Origin of the sequence: Rhodococcus sp. LB1 (assembly GCF_001583455.1) — a bacterium.
In the GTDB taxonomy this organism is placed as follows: domain Bacteria; phylum Actinomycetota; class Actinomycetes; order Mycobacteriales; family Mycobacteriaceae; genus Rhodococcus_F; species Rhodococcus_F opacus.
The window spans coordinates 14251-30389 of record NZ_LTCZ01000009.1; the positions used below are offsets into that span (position 1 = coordinate 14251).

Below are 16139 nucleotides of genomic sequence, written 5' to 3' on the forward strand. Positions count from 1 at the left end.
TCGACGAGTCCGTCCGAGAGCCAGGGGTGCCGATGTCGGATCTGGATCAGGCGTTTACCGATGCACAGGAGAACGTCAAGAAGCTCACCTCGCGGCCGGCCAACGATGAGTTACTACGGCTGTACGCGCTGTTCAAACAGGGGTCGAAGGGTGATGTCGAGGGCAAGCGGCCCGGTCGGTTGGACATGGTCAACCGCGCTAAATACGACGCCTGGGCTAAGTTGGCGGGTACGAGCAGCGCCGATGCCAAGCAAGGCTACGTCGACCTGGTAGCCAAGCTGACGCAGGGCTGAGTTCGGAGATTCCGTCCCTGCCCGATCGCCCATCGAGAGCCGAATTGTGTCGCCGCAAGCCGACGTGCGCCCGCACGCGCAGGCGTGCCCGGTGTGCAGGATGTCGTCGGCGGGATGTGCGGCGCGCGCATCGAGATGGGAGTGTTCGGGCAGCGAACCCGGCTTTCACAGCGGGCAGGCCGCTGGCTCTGTGCGGGTCGAAGCCGGAGAAGTACATCGTTCCTCGAAATCAGCTCCCTTTGGCCTTGGACAAAACCGGCACACGCGGAGAACGGCACTCCACGGCGAACCTGTCAGTTTCACTAGTCGCCTGCACGGCGTCCTGTGGTGTTTTGAGCGAGCGCAAGGGTCTTCCGATACCTGCGATCAAGTGCTGTGCACTGTCGCCGGCATTTGTACGCCCGCACCGGTCGGTTGTGATGGGTTCGGAACTCCACTGTGGCAAGGCGGGACCTCGAGGCACAGTGGGCGAAGACGGGTCGGCGGTCCAGGACAGGCCGACCGTCATCGGCGGAGGGTTTCCGAGGGCGACTCGCCGAACTTTTCGCGGTACTGCACCGAGAATCGTCCGAGATGGAGGAATCCACACCTGGTAGCCGCATCGGACACCGTCGTCGTCGACGGATCGGCGTCGAGGAGCCACGTGCGGACCGCCTTCATTCGGACCTCGCGCAGGTATCCCATCGGGGTGGTGCCGTAATACTTCTTGAAACCGTCTTGAAGTGCCCGCACACTGATTCCCGTGGCCGATGCGACATCCTCGACGGTAAGCAGTTCGTCAGCGTGGTGCTCGAGGATTTCGACTGCGCGGCGAATAGTTCGAGGCGCCACCGGCACTGGCCGCTGCAACACTTCGGTGTAGTTATGGGGTTGGGCCACGATGAGCTGACTCAGCAGCAGTCGTTCGAACTCTTTCATGACGATCGGCTCGGTGGGGAGAGTTCCACCGTTCTCCATCTCGGCACGCAAGAGCGTGAGCATGCCGCGCCACGATTGGATACCCGGTCGGTCCAGCTCCATGTGGGGGTCGAACCGCAGGGGCTCGCGGAGCGGCGCTCCGAGTGCCTCTTGCAACTGCCTCTCCATGCTCTGGCGATCGAGGCGAACGATCAGCTGCCGGTTCCCTGGGTGCCACTGCATGGTCACCGACCCGCCCGGTTGCAGGATCGATGCGACGGCGGGCGTCGACTCGAACGTTTCTGAACCCCAGGTTATTTCCGCCACTCCGGAGAGGGGAATCTGTATGAGATAGAAATCGTCGAGATCACTCGGGCGAATGCACATCCCGGTGCCGTAATCCAGGTAGTGCAGGCCGACAGTTCCGGCGGTGGCCGAGTGAAACCTGACGGGCGAGGCGCCATCGGTCCCGATGGGTTCGAGCGTATGTGGGCAGAAGGCGGACCCCACCGCCGACCTGACCTGGTCCAGATCGATTGTGTGAACCTGTTCGAACCGCGCAATGGGCAACGCAGTCGCCCCGTCCGCAGTTGATCTCGGCTCCATCGCCATCCTAGCCTTCCAGCGCGCGCGAAATAGCGACATCAGAACGACCGTCACAATCTCTACGTACGCCATCGTACCTGCCTGGGATTTCTCACGAAGCGCGATTTCCCCAGCTGCACTACTCCGACGACAGCCGACCCGGCTCACGGCAAGGCAGGGAGGGAAGCAGGTGGTGGTGGGGTACCTCCCCAGTGCGGCACCCGTCGGCCTGACGTGATTTCTTGGGATAGCCCTGCCCTGGGAAACACGGCTTCCGCAGATCCGAGCCATCCGGGCGGGTGCCGCCGGGTGTCTATCTCGCCGGGATCTCGTCCTCACCCCAGGGGCCGATCAGTACGCCTTCCGGCTCCGGCGGTGGTCCTCCCGCCCCGTTGAAGGTGAGTGGCTGCAACGGGGCGGTGTTGACGTTGAGAGAGAAGATGTCGAAGCGATTGTAGTGGCCGATGATGTCGTGCATCTGTTTCGGTGCGATGCATCGTGCCAGGTCGATCTCGCCGTAGACGATCCCTTCCTTGTCGACCAGAGGTTCGGACACTGGGCGCCCGTCGGGTCCGAAAATCCCTGACAGGGCGCTGCGTTCGCGCCGTAGCATCTGCGCCGCTTCCTCATCGTCCCCGGCGACGATGTCGATAATTTCCTCGGACACAGTCGAGCATGAGACGACGGAGAACAGTTTGCCTTCGAAGGCGTGCGCCGCGGTGCGGATGGCGATGGCGTCGGCCATGTCGTAGTCCTTGGGCGCCACCGGGAGGGAGATGTAGTTGGCGACGTGCACGAGCTCTCCCTGCGCCAGCAGCGCGAAGCGGGCGAGGGTGTTGGTGTTCTCCCCGCAGGCGAGGACACCGAGCGGACCGACGTCGGTTTGATGCACCCGGAGCGTCGACCCGTCGCCGTTCGTCCAGGTCAGCTTCTCAGCCCAGGTCGGTACCAGTTTCCGGTGAACAGCGATCAGGGAGCCGTCCGGCCCGATCGTGAGGACGCTGTTGTACAGCACTCCGAGGCTGTGTCGGCCGCGTTCGTTGACGCCGATCACGACCGTGGTCTTGGTGGCTGCCGCAGCGGCACGGAGGGTGTCCAGATGGGGGCCGGGAATGTCGATGGCGGCGCGGTACAGCCGTTCGAACCACTCCCCTCCCTTGACCGGGTTCATCGTCCAGTTCCAATACGGATAGCCGGGGACGAACACCTCGGGGAAGGCGATCAGCGTGGCGCCGGCGGCGGCGGCCTCGTGGATGAGTCCGACCGCTTTCTCCACGGTGGCGTCGGGGTCGAGATACACCGGGGAGGCCTGCACGGCCGCCGCGGTGAAACGCGGGAAGGTGTCCATCAGTGTGCCGCCTCGGTTACGGCGCCGGCGCCTGGGCGCCAGCGTTGGTGGATGTTGTGCTCGGTCGCCCCGAACAGGGCCAGCTGGGGCCGCGCCCGTCCGGCTGTGGGCGGCTTCGCCGATCCGGCAGCGTAGAGAGTCGGCCATTGGCCACCAGCTCCGCGGTATCCGATCTCGGCGGCGGCGTGCAGGGTCCAGGAGGGGTTGTGCAGGTGCGCGCGGCCGATCGCGATGAGGTCGGCGCGCCCGGCCAGCAGGATCGAGTTGGCGTCGTCGTCGGAGGAAATGGCACCGACGGCGATGGTGGTGATGCCCACGTCGGCGCGGATTCGCTCGGCGAAGGGGGTCTGGAAGCCACGGCCGTACTCGGGGCGCTCCTCGGCCACGACCTCACCACTGGAGACGTCGATGGCGTCGACTCCGTGTTCGGCGAACGCCCGCGCGATGGCGACGGCGTCGTCGATGGTGGTGCCGCCTGGGTGCCAGTCGACGGCCGAGATACGCACCAGCAGGGCCTTGCCTTTCGGCCAGGTCGCCCGGACCGCATCGATGACCTGCAGCGGGAATCGGAGGCGGTTCCGCAGGCTTCCGCCGAAGTCGTCGGTGCGCTGGTTCGTCAGCGGCGACAGGAAGGTCGAGAGCAAGAATCCGTGACCGGCCTGGATTTCGAGGACATCGAATCCGGCGGTGTCGGCGGCCCGGGCGGCCCGGGCGAAATCCTCGGCGATGCCCTCCAGCTCGGAAGCGTCGAGTTCGCGGGGCGCGGGGAGGTCACCGAACGCGATCGTGGACGGGCCGACGGTCTCCCAGCCCTTGTCACCGAGGGACGTACCGAGGGTTCCGGCGGCGGGAACGGTGGTCGCACCCTTGCGTCCGGAATGGTTGAGCTGGACGCCGATGGCCGCGGTGGTGTTGTTGTGGACCAGATTGGTGATCCGACGGTAGGCGAAGATTTGTTCGGGGGCGTACAGGCCGGCGCACGCGGGTGTCACGCGTCCGGCAGCGCTGACGGCGGTCATGCCGGTCATCACCAGGCCGGCGCCGCCGAGTGCCGCGCCGGCCAGGCGTGCGAGTTCCGGGTCGCCGACTATCCCGTCCGTGGCGGAGTAGGTGGCCACGGGTGCGGCGACGATGCGGTTCTTCAGCCGCGTGTTCGCGATCCGATAGGGCTCGAACATCGGACGGGGCGGCTGTTCGGTGGAGTCCGCCGGCTGGGCACGGTGGTACCAGTCGTTGAGGGTGTCGATGTATTCCGGATCGCGGTCGCGCAGGTTGTCGTAGGTTACGCGGCGGCTGCGGGTGAGCAGGTTGAAGCCGAACTGTGGCGGTTCCTGCCCGACGGAGTGCTCGATCGACTCGAACCACTCCAGGCTCGCCTGTGCCGCACGTTGCGTGGATTCGACGACGGGTCGCCGTTCCTGCTCGTAGCGGAGCAGGGCCTGTGCGACGTCCCGGTCGTCGACTGCCAGGCTCGCTGCGAGAGCGAGGGAGTCCTCCATGGCGAGCTTCGTCCCCGAGCCGATGGAGAAGTGCGCGGTGTGCGCGGCATCGCCGAGGAGGACGATGTTGCCGTCGCGCCACGACGTGTTTCGGACCGTCGAGAACTGGATCCAGCGGGAATTGTTGGTCAGTAGCTGGTGCCCATCGAGATGCTCGCCGAGCAGTCCGGCGCACAACTCGACGCTTTTCGTATCGCTCTGCCCGACGGCGAGCTCCTCGGCGGCGAAGGTGTCGAATCCCGCGTTACGCCAGGTCTTCTCGCTCATTTCTACGATGAAGGTGCTGCGTTCACTGCTGAACGGATAGGCATGCACCTGGATCGGCCCGAATTCTGTCTCCGCGACGATAAAGGTGAACGCGTCGAAGATCTTGTCGGTCGCCAGCCACATGTAGCGGCAGTTCCGAACGTCGAGGTCGGGTCCATATGCTTCGGGACGCGCCTTGCGAGTGACCGAATTTACCCCGTCGGCCGCCACCACCAGGTCGTGCGTACGGGCGAGATCTTCCGCGGTGGGGGCGATGGTTTCGTATCGCACGTCGACACCGCGTTGTGCGCACCGCGTCTGCAGGATGTTGAGCAGGGTCCGTCGCTCGATGGCCGCGAACCCGTGTCCTCCCGAGGTCAGCACCTCACCCCGGTAGTGGATGTCGATATCGGACCACCGCGCGAACTGCGCTTCCATCTCCGCGAAGATCGCCGGATCCGCCGCAGTGATTCCGTCGAGGGTCTCATCCGAGAAGACGACGCCGAAGCCGAAAGTGGTGTCGGCGGCGTTACGCTCGAATACCGTGATCTCCCGTCGCGGGTCGAGTTGCTTGGCCAAAGCGGCGAAGTACAGGCCGCCCGGGCCGCCCCCGATGACGGCGATCTTCAACGACGGCAGGCCGGCGTCGACTCGCGCAGAACGCGCTGTTGCTTCTCGACTGGTCACTGGGTCACCACTGCTTCCTGGGCACGAATCGTGCCGAATGCGTCTATTACGGGTTGCGGCCAGGGCGTCGATGTCGGCGACTGCGGGGTGGCGTGGGCGACGACGAGGGTTCCGTCCGCCGCCACGCCCTCCTTGCCGCGAACCTCGAAGGCGTACTGGAGTGAGGTGTTACCCAGGCGAACAACCTCGAGGGTCACTGTCACCGTTTCGCCGAACCACAGCCGTGATCGGTAGTTGATCTCGTGGCGGACCCGGGGAGTCTCCCCGAACAGCCACGCCAGATCGCGCTCGCGGAGCAGTGCCGCCTCGGCGGCTTCCACGAATCGCACGATGCACGAATGATGTTGGTGGCCAGCAGCATCGGTGTCATACCACTCCACCGTCCGCTCGATCGTCACTTTCGCCATCTGTCACTAACCACCTTTCATCGAAGCCGATGACCGAACTTTATAGCGCTCTTGTGACTATCGTCAAGCGCGGTGTATATTCGGTTTTGCGGCGGGCGGTGACAGCTTGCACAGTTCGATCGAAATCCACGCAGGTTGAGGTCGGCCGCACGCGCCCATTGCCATACACATGCGTCGCCGACGAAAGGGAGGAACCCACATGTCACTCAGTGACGACGTTCTCGGTCGGGCTCGGGTCAAGGACACCGAAGCCTTGGAAGCGTTCTATGACGAACTCGGCAAGCGCGACACGGTGGCGCTATGGACCGTGGCCAACAAGATCGAGCCGTGGTTCCCGCAACCGGCGTCCGTGCCCATCCTCTGGCGCTATGAGGACATCCGCCCGTTCGTCATCGACTCGCTCGACCTGGTCAAACCGGAAGACGCCGGGCGACGGGTGGTGGCCCTGGTCAACCCCGAGCGCAAGGACGTCACCGCGGCTGTCGGCCTGCTGTACACCGGCCTGCAGGGAATGGGACCCGGAGAGTCGATGACCGCACATCGCCACATGGCGGCCGCCCTGCGCTTCGTCGTAGAAGGCCAGGGCGCCTGGACGGTGGTGGACGGACAGAAACTGAAGGTCGGCCCCCGCGACTTCGCCATCACCCCCAGCTTCACCTGGCACGAACACGGCAACGAGGGCTCCGACGAACCGGTCGTCTGGCAGGACGGACTCGACATCCCCCTGGTCAATGCCCTCGACGCCGGGTTCTACGAGGTTCACCCCAATCACTGTCAAGAGCAGGGGGCGGTGATCAACTCCTCGCTGCTCACCTACGGCGCGGGCCAACTGCGTCCCGTGGGCTTCGAGGACGGCTGGACCAAACCGTACTCCCCGCTCTTCGCCTACCCCTGGGAACCCACCTACGCGGCCCTGCAGAACGCGGCGAAAGCGTCGGAAGGATCCCCCTTCGACGGCATCCTGCTCGAATACTCGAACCCGCGTACCGGCGGGTCGGTGATGCCGACGTTGAGCGCTCATATCCAGTTGCTCCGGGCCGACCAGCACACCCGCGCCCACCGGCATACCGGATCGGTCGTCTACAACGTGGCCAAGGGAGAGGGCTATTCGGTCATCGCGGGCCGGCGGTTCGACTGGAAGCAGGGTGACATCTTCGTCGTGCCCTCCTGGGCGTGGCACGAACACGCCAACCTCGGCACCAGCGACGACGCGGTCCTGTTCTCGTTCAACGACTTCCCAGTGATACGCTCGCTGGCCTTCTGGCGCGAGGAGGCATACCTGGAGAACGACGGTCACCAGCCGATCCGGTAACCCGCCCCGTACACCAAGTCTCACCAACCCCCAGAATAGGGACCGTTCATGATTCTCCTGACCTTCTCCACTCGTGACAACACCCCCCGGCTCGGCGTCCAGCGCGACGACACGGTCATCGACGTCTCCGCCCTGGCACGGAGCACCGGCGCCGAGGCGCCGGCCGACCTGGCGACCCTGATCAGCCAGGGCAGTGCAGGACTTGCCACGCTGACCACGCTGGTCGGCGGGGACGAGGCGCAGCAGTTCAGCCTCCCGATCTCGGAGGTCACCGTGCACGCCCCGCTGCGCCCGGGCAAGATCATCGGGGTCGGCCTCAACTACACCGAACACGTGGCCGAGTCGGCGCGGACCCTCGACACCGACAAGGAACTGCCCCAGCGCCCGGTGCTGTTCAGCAAGCCGGCGACGGCCGTCGTCGGCCCCGGCGAGCCGATCCGCCACAACGCGAACCTCACCAATCAGCTCGACTGGGAATGCGAGGTGGCCGTGGTCATTGGTCGCACCGCAAAGAACGTCTCGGCGGCCGACGCCCTCGACTACGTCTTCGGATACAGCATCATCAACGACATCAGCGCCCGCGACCAGCGCCGCGGCGGCCAGTGGTTCTTCTCCAAGGGCCAGGACTCCTACGCACCCTTCGGGCCGGTCGTCCGCACCGCGGACGACCTCACCGACCCGCACGACCTGGACCTGTCCCTGCGCGTCAACGGCGAAGTCAAGCAGAAGTCGAACAGCCGCTACATGCTGTTCAAGATCCCCGAACTGATCGAGGACATCACCTCCGGAATGACCCTCGAGCCCGGAGACGTGATCGCCACCGGATCCCCCGCCGGCGTCGGCGCCAGCTTCGTTCCCCAGCAGTTCCTCTCCCCCGGTGACATCGTCGAATGCACCGTGGAATCCATCGGGACGCTGAGCAATCCAGTCATCGATGCTCGCTGACACCTGCTCGATCAGAAAGGAAACCCGGTGAACAACCGCCCTTACCGCATCGGCCAGATCGTGCCGAGCTCCAACGTGACGATGGAAACGGAGATCCCCGCCCTTTTTCGCGCGCGGGAAACCGTCGCCCCCGAGCGATTCACCTTCCACTCCAGCCGCATGCGGATGAAGGAGGTGACCAAGGAGGAACTCGAGGCGATGGACGCCGACTCGACCCGATGCGCCGCCGAACTCTCCGACGCGCGAGTCGATGTCCTCGGATACGCGTGCTTGGTGGCCATCATGAGCATGGGCAAGGGGTACCACTGCGTCTCCGAACAGAAACTGGCGCAGATCACCCTCGACAACGCTGCCCCGGCTCCCGTGGTCACCAGCGCCGGCGCGCTGGTCTCCGCGCTCGAGGTGCTGGGAGCGAAGAAGATCGCCCTGGTGGCGCCCTACATGAAGCCACTCACCACACTCGTGGTCGAGTACATCAAGGATCAGGGTATCGACGTCGGCGACTACCGAGCGCTCGAGATTCCCAACAATCTCGACGTAGCCGCGCACGATCCGCGCAACCTGGTGGGTATCGCCAGACAACTCGACCACCAGGACGCCGACGTCATTGTGCTCTCGGCCTGCGTTCAGATGCCCTCGCTGCAATCGATCGAGATCGTGGAAAACGAACTCGGCAAGCCGGTGGTCTCGGCGGCGATCTCCACCGCGCATCAGATGATGCGGGCACTGGATCTGCCCGCGATCGCCCCCGGCGCCGGAGCTCTGCTGTCCGGAAAATACGCCGACGCTCCCTACATCCCGAGCCTGCCGATCGCCGCGAAGTGATCCTTCCGGCCTTGGGCACAGAGTGACCGTGTGGGCCTCGGCGCAATCCGCCCGGGGCCCACACGGAACCGTGGACCCCTCATTGGTCGCATGCCGACCCCCACCGCTCGCCCAGACTTTTCGAAGCGGCGCCCTGACGGGTGCGAACCGAGGCGACCAGGCCCGATCACACCTGTCATCGGACCTGTCGCTGTAGGTCGCTCCGGTCTCCGCTGACACCAGGCTCGAGTCGCCGCGATCAACGGGGTGCCACCGCCGCCACGCTGGTGTGATACTGAGGCAGAGGTGGTGACATGTGCGAGCCCACGATAGATCGGCGTTCGAGACCTGACGGCACCGGGCCGCACCGGTGGCGGACGTCATGGTCTGAGTTGGATTGCCCCGACCGAGTTCGTTGAAGGCGCGAACTGGTGGATGACCTCGATCCCTTTGCAACACAAGCCGACGTCCACCCCACTGTCGTCGGCGACCTGATCCTGGACGGCTTCGACGACCCCGTAGAGATCGGACGAGGCGGATTCGGAGTCGTCTACCGGTGCATGGAAACTGCACTCGATCGGACGGTCGCGATCAAGGTGCTCTCCGGGGTGGGCGAAGAAAACCGGAATCGCTTCCTCCGCGAACAACAGGCCATGGGCCGGCTCTCCGGACATCCGAACATCGTGACCATCTACCACGCCAGTAGCACGCCCCATGGTCAGCCGTACATCGTGATGGAGTACCACCACCTCGGATCTCTGGAAGCGATCATCCGCCGCGACGGACCGCTCGGCTGGGAGAAGGCACTCGGTGTCGGCATCAACATCGCCCGAGCCCTGGGCAGAGCGCACCAGGCCGGGATCCTTCATCGAGATGTCAAACCCTCCAACATCTTGCTCACCGACTACGGCGAACCCCAGCTCACCGACTTCGGCATCGCCCGCATCCACGGTGGTTACCAGACCGGCACCGGCGTGGTGCTGGGTTCGCCTGCCTTCACCGCACCGGAAGTGTTCACCGGACGGGCACCGACCGTACAATCCGATCTTTACAGCTTGGCCGCGACTCTCTTCTGTCTCATCACCGGCCACGCCGCCTTCCAGCGCCGCGACGGTGAACAACTGGTCGCGCAATTTCTTCGAATAACCTCGGAACCGGTGCCCGATCTCCGCCAGAGCGGCATCCCCGCGCAGGTGTGCAGCGTCATCGAGCGCGCAATGTCGGACGACCCCGCGCGCCGCCAAGAGACCGCAGAGGTATTCGAGCAGGACCTCCGCACAGCCCGACGACGCACCAGCGCCGGATCCCCGGATCTGGTACCCCCGCCAGACGCGGACATCACGCAACGCGAGCACACAGACCTGACACCGGGTTCCGACGAACACGCGGGGCCGCCCTCGGTGTCCCCACCCAGTATCTCGACGAAGTACCGGCCACGTACCCAACCCCGCACCCCGGTGCAGCGTCGCCGCCTGATCGAGGCCCTGCACGCCGGCGGGGATCGGCGTCTCGCGCTGATTCATGCACCGGCAGGATTCGGCAAGAGCACCCTCGCCGCCCAATGGCGCGACCTGTTGACCAACTCGGGGGCGCCCGTCGCCTGGCTCAGTGTCGACAACGACGACAACAATGTCACCTGGTTTCTGGCTCACCTCCTCGAAGCGATCGCGCGGATACGACCGTCACTCGCACGCGACCTTCCACAGGTGCTGCAAGAGCAGGGTGAGCAAGCCACACGGTACGTCCTTTCCACACTGATCGACGAGATCCACGACACGGGCGAGGTGATCACGGTCGTCATCGACGACTGGCACCGAGTTTCCGATACGGCGACGATCTCCGCGATGGCGGCACTACTCGACAGCGACTGTCACCACCTGCGATTTACCGTCACCAGCAGAACCCAGGCCGGGCTTCCGCTCAGCCGGCTGCGGGTACGCGACGAGTTGGTCGAAATCGACTCCACTGCGCTACGTTTCGACCTTCCCGAGGCAAAATCGTTCCTGGCCGACCAACGTGGGCTAACTCTCACCGCCGCCGACATAGCCGATCTTCGCGAATCCACGGACGGATGGGTGGCCGCGCTGCAACTGGTCTCACTCTCACTACGGGGACACACCGACCCGAGCACGCTGATCGGTCAACTCTCCGGCCGCCACCACGCGATCGGCGAGTATCTCGCCGAGAACGTCCTGGCCTCACTCGAACCCGAGCTTCTCAACTTTCTGCTCACGACATCGGTGACTGAACGCCTCAGTGGCGGACTCGCGTCGGCGCTGACGGGTAGCAGTCACGGTCAGGCCCGACTCGAGGAGATCGAGAATCGGGACCTATTCCTGCGACGACTCGACGAGGACGGCGAGTGGTTCCGCTATCACCACTTGTTCGCAGAGTTCTTGCGCCGCCGGCTCGAACGAGACCAACCGGACATGGTCGGCGAACTCCACCGCCGTGCCTCCCACTGGTTCGGTGAACACCACCTGCTCAGTGAGGCCGTCGATCACGCCCTGACATCGGGTGATCCCGACCTGGCGGTGAAGTGGGTCGAACGCGAAGGAATGCGCTTGATCGAACAGTCCCAGATGGCGACGCTGATCGGACTGATCGACAAGCTCCCACCCCAACAGCTGATCGCACACCCGGTGTTACAGATCGCATTGGCCTGGTCGCATGTACTGCTGCATCACCCGGCGCCCTCGGCGCTTCGAGCACTGGACCGCGCCGAAGCGTCGCTGACCCAGCCCGCCCGCGCAGACGAATCCACGACCGCCCTGTTGATCGAGGCCTCGTTGATCAGGGGCGTTGTCGAGCTCTTCGCCGATCGTTCCGACACCCTCAGCGAGCGGATCTCGGACTGCCTCGAGCGCCCCGAGACCGTGCGGCCGTTCGTCGTGTCGGGGGCGGCGAACGTCGCGTCCTTCGAGGCGATCTACCGGTTCGACTTCGCCGCGGCCCGCCGATGGCAGGAGTGGGCGACGCCCTACAACCAGCAGACTTCGGGACCGTTCAGCGTCCTGTACGGATACTGTTTCGCCGGGATCGCCGCACACGAGCAGCTCGACATCACCGCGGCCGAGAGATACTTCCGGATGGCGCTACGGCTGGCGAAACAATCCGGCGGCGGGCAATCGTATGCAACCCGCGTGGCCGGCGCGATCTTGGGAGACTTGCTGTACGAGCAAGGTCATGTGCCCGACGCGGAAGAACTTCTCGACGCCAGTCATACCCTTCGATCCGAGGGCGGCATCGTCGATTTCATGCTCGCGACCTACGGCACCGGATCTCGTATCAAGGCGCTGCGCGGAGATCTCGGAGCCGCGTACCGACTCCTCGACGAAGGGGCTGAGATCGCCGACATGTTGACGCTGCCGCGCCTGTCCGCCCGAATCCGGAACGAGAGGATACGGTTGGCGCTCGCCATTCCTGCGGTTCTCGATGAGCATCCGCGGTGGGCACAGACAGTCCCACGGGACAGCGCCGCCCCGGCATCCCGCATGAGCGGGATCGACCTGATCACGTGGGAGCTGCACGAAGACTCCGACATTCGACTCCTGCTCCACACCGCCTCGCCGACGGATCGGGAATCGTCGGAGGCGGCGTGTCGTCGATCGCAGGCGCTGGTGGAGCGAATCTCTCGGCAGGCGCGGCCGAAAGCGCTGCTCCGGGCGAGGCTTCTGCACACCACGTGTTTGTTCGCAGCCGGCCGTACGTCGGAGGCGAAAGAGTTCGTGGTACCGGCTTTGGCGCTCTGCGCCGACCGCGAACTCCCCCGCGTCGTGCTCGACGCAGGGTCGGCGGTGGCCGAGGTGGTCGACTCGCTCGAGACCGATCTGCGGCTCGGCAGATGGCAACGAGGATGGGAACGTGTGCCGAGTTCATTTCTCACGCAATTGGTGGACGACTCCGGGTCCAGCGACGCTGGTCATCCGCCGGTGTCCACACGATAGGTCGCGGCACGGGCCGCATCGGTTCGCCGTGGTTGGGTGTGACTGCACCATAGGACGTCAGGTGCAGGCAGCAACCGGCGTACGGTCGCGCCCTCGCTCGGCGGGCGCCGGACGCCGGCTGCATCAACCTACTGCGCGAACCTACCGTCGGCAGGTCGCTGATCGATCGGCTTGCCCTCGCTGCTCGCCCAGCTGAGCATGAGTTCGTTCGAGGGAAGTGTCTTGTCGAGAAGTTTTCTGCCCTGTGCGACGCCGGCAACGGGGAGCCCGTCCGGATCGAGCAAGCCGATCTGCACCAGCACCCCGGCCTGATCCCAGTAGATGTGCTCGTTGTACAGCTTGTCGCCGCGCAGAGTGACAACAGCAACGAGCGGGATCTCGACGTATCGTCCGGTCGGCTCCACACCGGGAAGCATCCAGTCGATCTCGCGGTCATGCGTAAAGCAAAACAGCTGTTCTTCCACGATCCGATCGGCTCCGACGGTCCGAGAAATCGGGATCGTCTTCGTATCTTCAGGATTGTTGTGCACGAAGTGGTGGGCGTAGAACCGTGAGAGGTCCTTCTGCCCGACGCCGCCGGTCAGCGTCGGGATGTGGTTGACGTAAGGTTCGTCGACCATAGTGGCCATGGTGGCGGGTACGTCCCGGGCCTCGAACTCGTAGAAGATGTGCCGGTCCCAGAGTGCAGGCAGGTCGTATCGGGGGCCGATGGTGGCGCGCAGCACCTCGAGGGTGCGCGAGTAGGCCAGACCCGCGGAAAGCGGCTCGTAGACATCCCTGCCGTGAGTGGCGAACGCATGATCGACGCCGGCGTAGCCGTAGATCCGGACGCCGTCGTTGCCGTCGAACGCCTTGCGGATGGAGTTTCGGGCATCCTCGGGGCAGTAGGAGTCGAGTTCGGCCAGGTGGAAGACCACAGGAACTGTCAGCTGAGTCGCTTCATCGAGGTGATCGTGGACACCGACACCGTAGTAGCTGATGGCGCAGTCGACGTCGAGCCGGACCGCGGACAGGTACGCCAGCAGTCCGCCGAGGCAGTATCCGATGAGTCCGACGCCCCCGACGTGATTGGTCAGACCACGAAGGGCTGTGACGGTGTCGCCGATGTCCGTGATGGCCAGGTCCTCGTCGAGTTCGTCCCGCAGTTCGAGTCCGCGAGTGAATCCGGCTTGGTCGTAGCCGAGTTCCTGCCGAGCTCCCGAACGCCAGAACAGGTCGGGGACCAGGACTACGTAGCCTTCCTCGGCATACCGGTCGGCCATGTCCCGCATGTAGTCGTTGATCCCGAAGATTTCCTGCAGAAGTACCAGGCCGGGGCCGGAGCCCTGGGCGGGCTCGGCAAGATACGCGGCGAAAGTCTCACCGGAGCTCGTGCTGATATCGATGTATCTACCCATTGGTTCGTGTCGCTTTCGGTGGGGATGCAGCTGCGCGGCTGCTTTTCAGAAGTCGGGATGCTTGGTCACCAGGCGGTAGGACCCCGAGTGGAAGACCAGCGGCTCGCCGGGGTCGGCATCGTATTGTTCAATTTCACCGAGGAAGATGATGTGATCACCGGCCACGATTCGCTGCACTGTCCGGCATTGGAAGTGCGCGATGGCGTCATCGATCAAGGGAACGCCCGCAATTCCTTCGGTGGTCGCCACGCCGGCGAACTTGTCCTCGGCCGGTGTCGAGAATTGCCGGGACAGATCATGCTGGTTGGCTGCCAGGACATTGACGGCGAAATGTGTCGCACCGGTGAGGTCGGGGAGGCTGGGTGCCTTACTCGCGGGGCACCAGGAGACCAGAGGTGGATCCATGGAAACGGAGGTGAACGAGTTCGCCGTGACACCGATTTTCCGTCCGTCCGGGCCCCTCGTGGTGATCACCGTGACGCCCGTGGCGTACTGGCCTAGGGCTCGCCGTAGATCGCGGGGATCGAACTGGGCCTGCTCGGCGGCCTTCGCGGTCTCGATCAAGCGCCTCGCTTCGGTGTCGTCGAACCACCAGTTGTGCACGGTGCGGGGATCATCGAACCCGGTGGCAATTGCCGACGCCAGGGTCGGCGAGTCCTGCGCGGCGGCGAACAGTCCGAGGACCGGGTCTGACGGTCCACGGAGTAGGTCGTTGGTCCACGACACGGCCCACTGAGCCCATCCGCGCCAGAACTTGTCGAAGGTGCGTTGCATCCACTGTGTGTCGAAGGGCTGTTCTCCCCGGCCCACGATCGCATCGAGGTAGACGGCGACGGCTTGAGCAGCGTTGTTGCTGCCCTGACCGGTGAGCGGATCGTTGAGGACCACCGCGTCAGCCATGCCCAGCACGACGCTGCCCGATGCGAGTTCGGCCACCGGGCGGCGGACCGTTGGCGTCAGGCGGCCGCGCAGTACCCCGGCTTCGTCGGTCAGGGAGATGTCGCCGGTCCTGGCGAACTCCGACGGGAAGTGTTCGGCCAGAATCTCTTTGGCACGCTCGAGGTGCGCTTGGGGAGTGTGGACATCGTCCCAGCAGTCCATCGGTCCACCGGGGACGCCTTCGAACACCATCACATGGCAGGGTCCGGTGGTGGTCAGCGCCGGGAGGACGAAGTACTCGCCGACCCCGGGGACGATATTCAGCGCGAGGTCCGCGCCGTCGGAGTGCTCGGTGAGGCCGTTCACGTAGGCCAGAGCCAAGGCTCGCTGCGGCCGGTTGTAGGGCGATTTCACCGGATCCGGAGGGAAGAGCCGTCCGAGGTCGCCCTTGCCGCTGGAGATGATGACCAGGTCGTGGCTCTGGGCGAGGATTTCGATGTCCGCGGGGCTTGCCGACTTGATGACCAGATTGCCACCAAGTTCTGCAAACTCGTCGACCCAGTCCGCGCACTTGACGCGCTGATCGACCGACTGGGCGAAGCCGACCAGCGGGGTGGTCACGGCAATTTCGTTGCTGCCGTGCGTTTTCGCCACATTGACCGCCATCGTGTCGATGCGTGGGCACCGCTCTTCCCAGTGGTCGAGCCCGAGATCCCGTTCGATCTGCAGTGCCGAGTCGAACATGCACTGGCTCGACATGACGGGTCCGATCCGGACCTGGTCGGGCGTTCGGTCGGTTACCAGGGTGACCTGATAGTCACGTTTGAGTAAGGCAAGGGCAAGAAGTGCCCCCGATTGTCCTGCTCCCACGATAGCGATGCTGCGCATGGCGA

11 protein-coding genes are annotated in these 16139 nt (G+C 64.8%); 5 read left to right on the forward strand and 6 right to left on the reverse strand.

Annotated elements, in window-relative coordinates; all coding sequences use genetic code 11:
• Positions 1-32 precede the first annotated feature (32 nt).
• Positions 33-293: an acyl-CoA-binding protein gene (locus tag AZG88_RS01810; RefSeq protein WP_061696868.1), complete on the forward strand. Its 261-nt coding sequence runs from the start codon at positions 33-35 to the stop codon at positions 291-293.
• A 504-nt stretch (positions 294-797) separates the two neighbouring features.
• On the opposite strand, the gene AZG88_RS01815 is transcribed toward AZG88_RS01810, so the two are convergent.
• From AZG88_RS01815 to AZG88_RS01830, 4 genes are read right to left on the reverse strand one after another with little or no spacing between them, the layout of a single operon-like run.
• Complete coding sequence (locus AZG88_RS01815; RefSeq protein ID WP_331712217.1) at positions 798-2066, reverse strand: AraC family transcriptional regulator; 1269 nt, start codon at positions 2064-2066, stop codon at positions 798-800.
• Positions 2067-2088: 22 nt separating this feature from the next.
• Complete coding sequence (locus AZG88_RS01820; protein WP_061696870.1) at positions 2089-3123, reverse strand: carbon-nitrogen hydrolase family protein; 1035 nt, start codon at positions 3121-3123, stop codon at positions 2089-2091.
• A complete protein-coding gene (locus tag AZG88_RS01825; RefSeq protein WP_231913773.1) occupies positions 3123-5555 on the reverse strand; it encodes an oxidoreductase in 2433 nt (810 codons plus the stop codon). Before AZG88_RS01825 ends, AZG88_RS01820 begins: the two co-directional genes overlap by 1 nt.
• The gene (locus AZG88_RS01830; protein ID WP_005241489.1) at positions 5552-5962 is read right to left on the reverse strand and encodes an acyl-CoA thioesterase; all 411 of its coding nucleotides are present in this window, start codon (positions 5960-5962) and stop codon (positions 5552-5554) included. Before AZG88_RS01830 ends, AZG88_RS01825 begins: the two co-directional genes overlap by 4 nt.
• Positions 5963-6161: 199 nt before the next feature.
• Here AZG88_RS01830 and AZG88_RS01835 point away from each other — a divergent pair, with 199 nt between their 5' ends.
• From AZG88_RS01835 to AZG88_RS01850, 4 genes are all read left to right on the forward strand, one after another.
• The gene (locus AZG88_RS01835) at positions 6162-7274 is read left to right on the forward strand and encodes a cupin domain-containing protein (protein ID WP_061696871.1); all 1113 of its coding nucleotides are present in this window, start codon (positions 6162-6164) and stop codon (positions 7272-7274) included.
• Positions 7275-7322: 48 nt separating this feature from the next.
• Complete coding sequence (locus AZG88_RS01840; protein ID WP_005241487.1) at positions 7323-8219, forward strand: fumarylacetoacetate hydrolase family protein; 897 nt, start codon at positions 7323-7325, stop codon at positions 8217-8219.
• 27 nt (positions 8220-8246) lie between these two features.
• Positions 8247-9044, forward strand: a complete 798-nt coding sequence (locus AZG88_RS01845; protein WP_025432490.1) for a maleate cis-trans isomerase family protein — start codon at positions 8247-8249, stop codon at positions 9042-9044.
• Between the two features lie 410 nt (positions 9045-9454).
• Positions 9455-12970, forward strand: a complete 3516-nt coding sequence (locus tag AZG88_RS01850) for a serine/threonine-protein kinase (protein ID WP_061696872.1) — start codon at positions 9455-9457, stop codon at positions 12968-12970.
• A gap of 128 nt (positions 12971-13098) precedes the next feature.
• Here AZG88_RS01850 and AZG88_RS01855 read toward each other — a convergent pair whose 3' ends face one another.
• Together AZG88_RS01855 and AZG88_RS01860 are read right to left on the reverse strand one after the other, a co-directional pair.
• Positions 13099-14367: a dienelactone hydrolase family protein gene (locus tag AZG88_RS01855; protein ID WP_061696873.1), complete on the reverse strand. Its 1269-nt coding sequence runs from the start codon at positions 14365-14367 to the stop codon at positions 13099-13101.
• A gap of 45 nt (positions 14368-14412) precedes the next feature.
• Positions 14413-16116 (reverse strand): styrene monooxygenase/indole monooxygenase family protein, encoded by a 1704-nt coding sequence (locus tag AZG88_RS01860; protein ID WP_231913775.1) that lies wholly within the window; start codon positions 16114-16116, stop codon positions 14413-14415.
• Positions 16117-16139 lie beyond the last annotated feature (23 nt).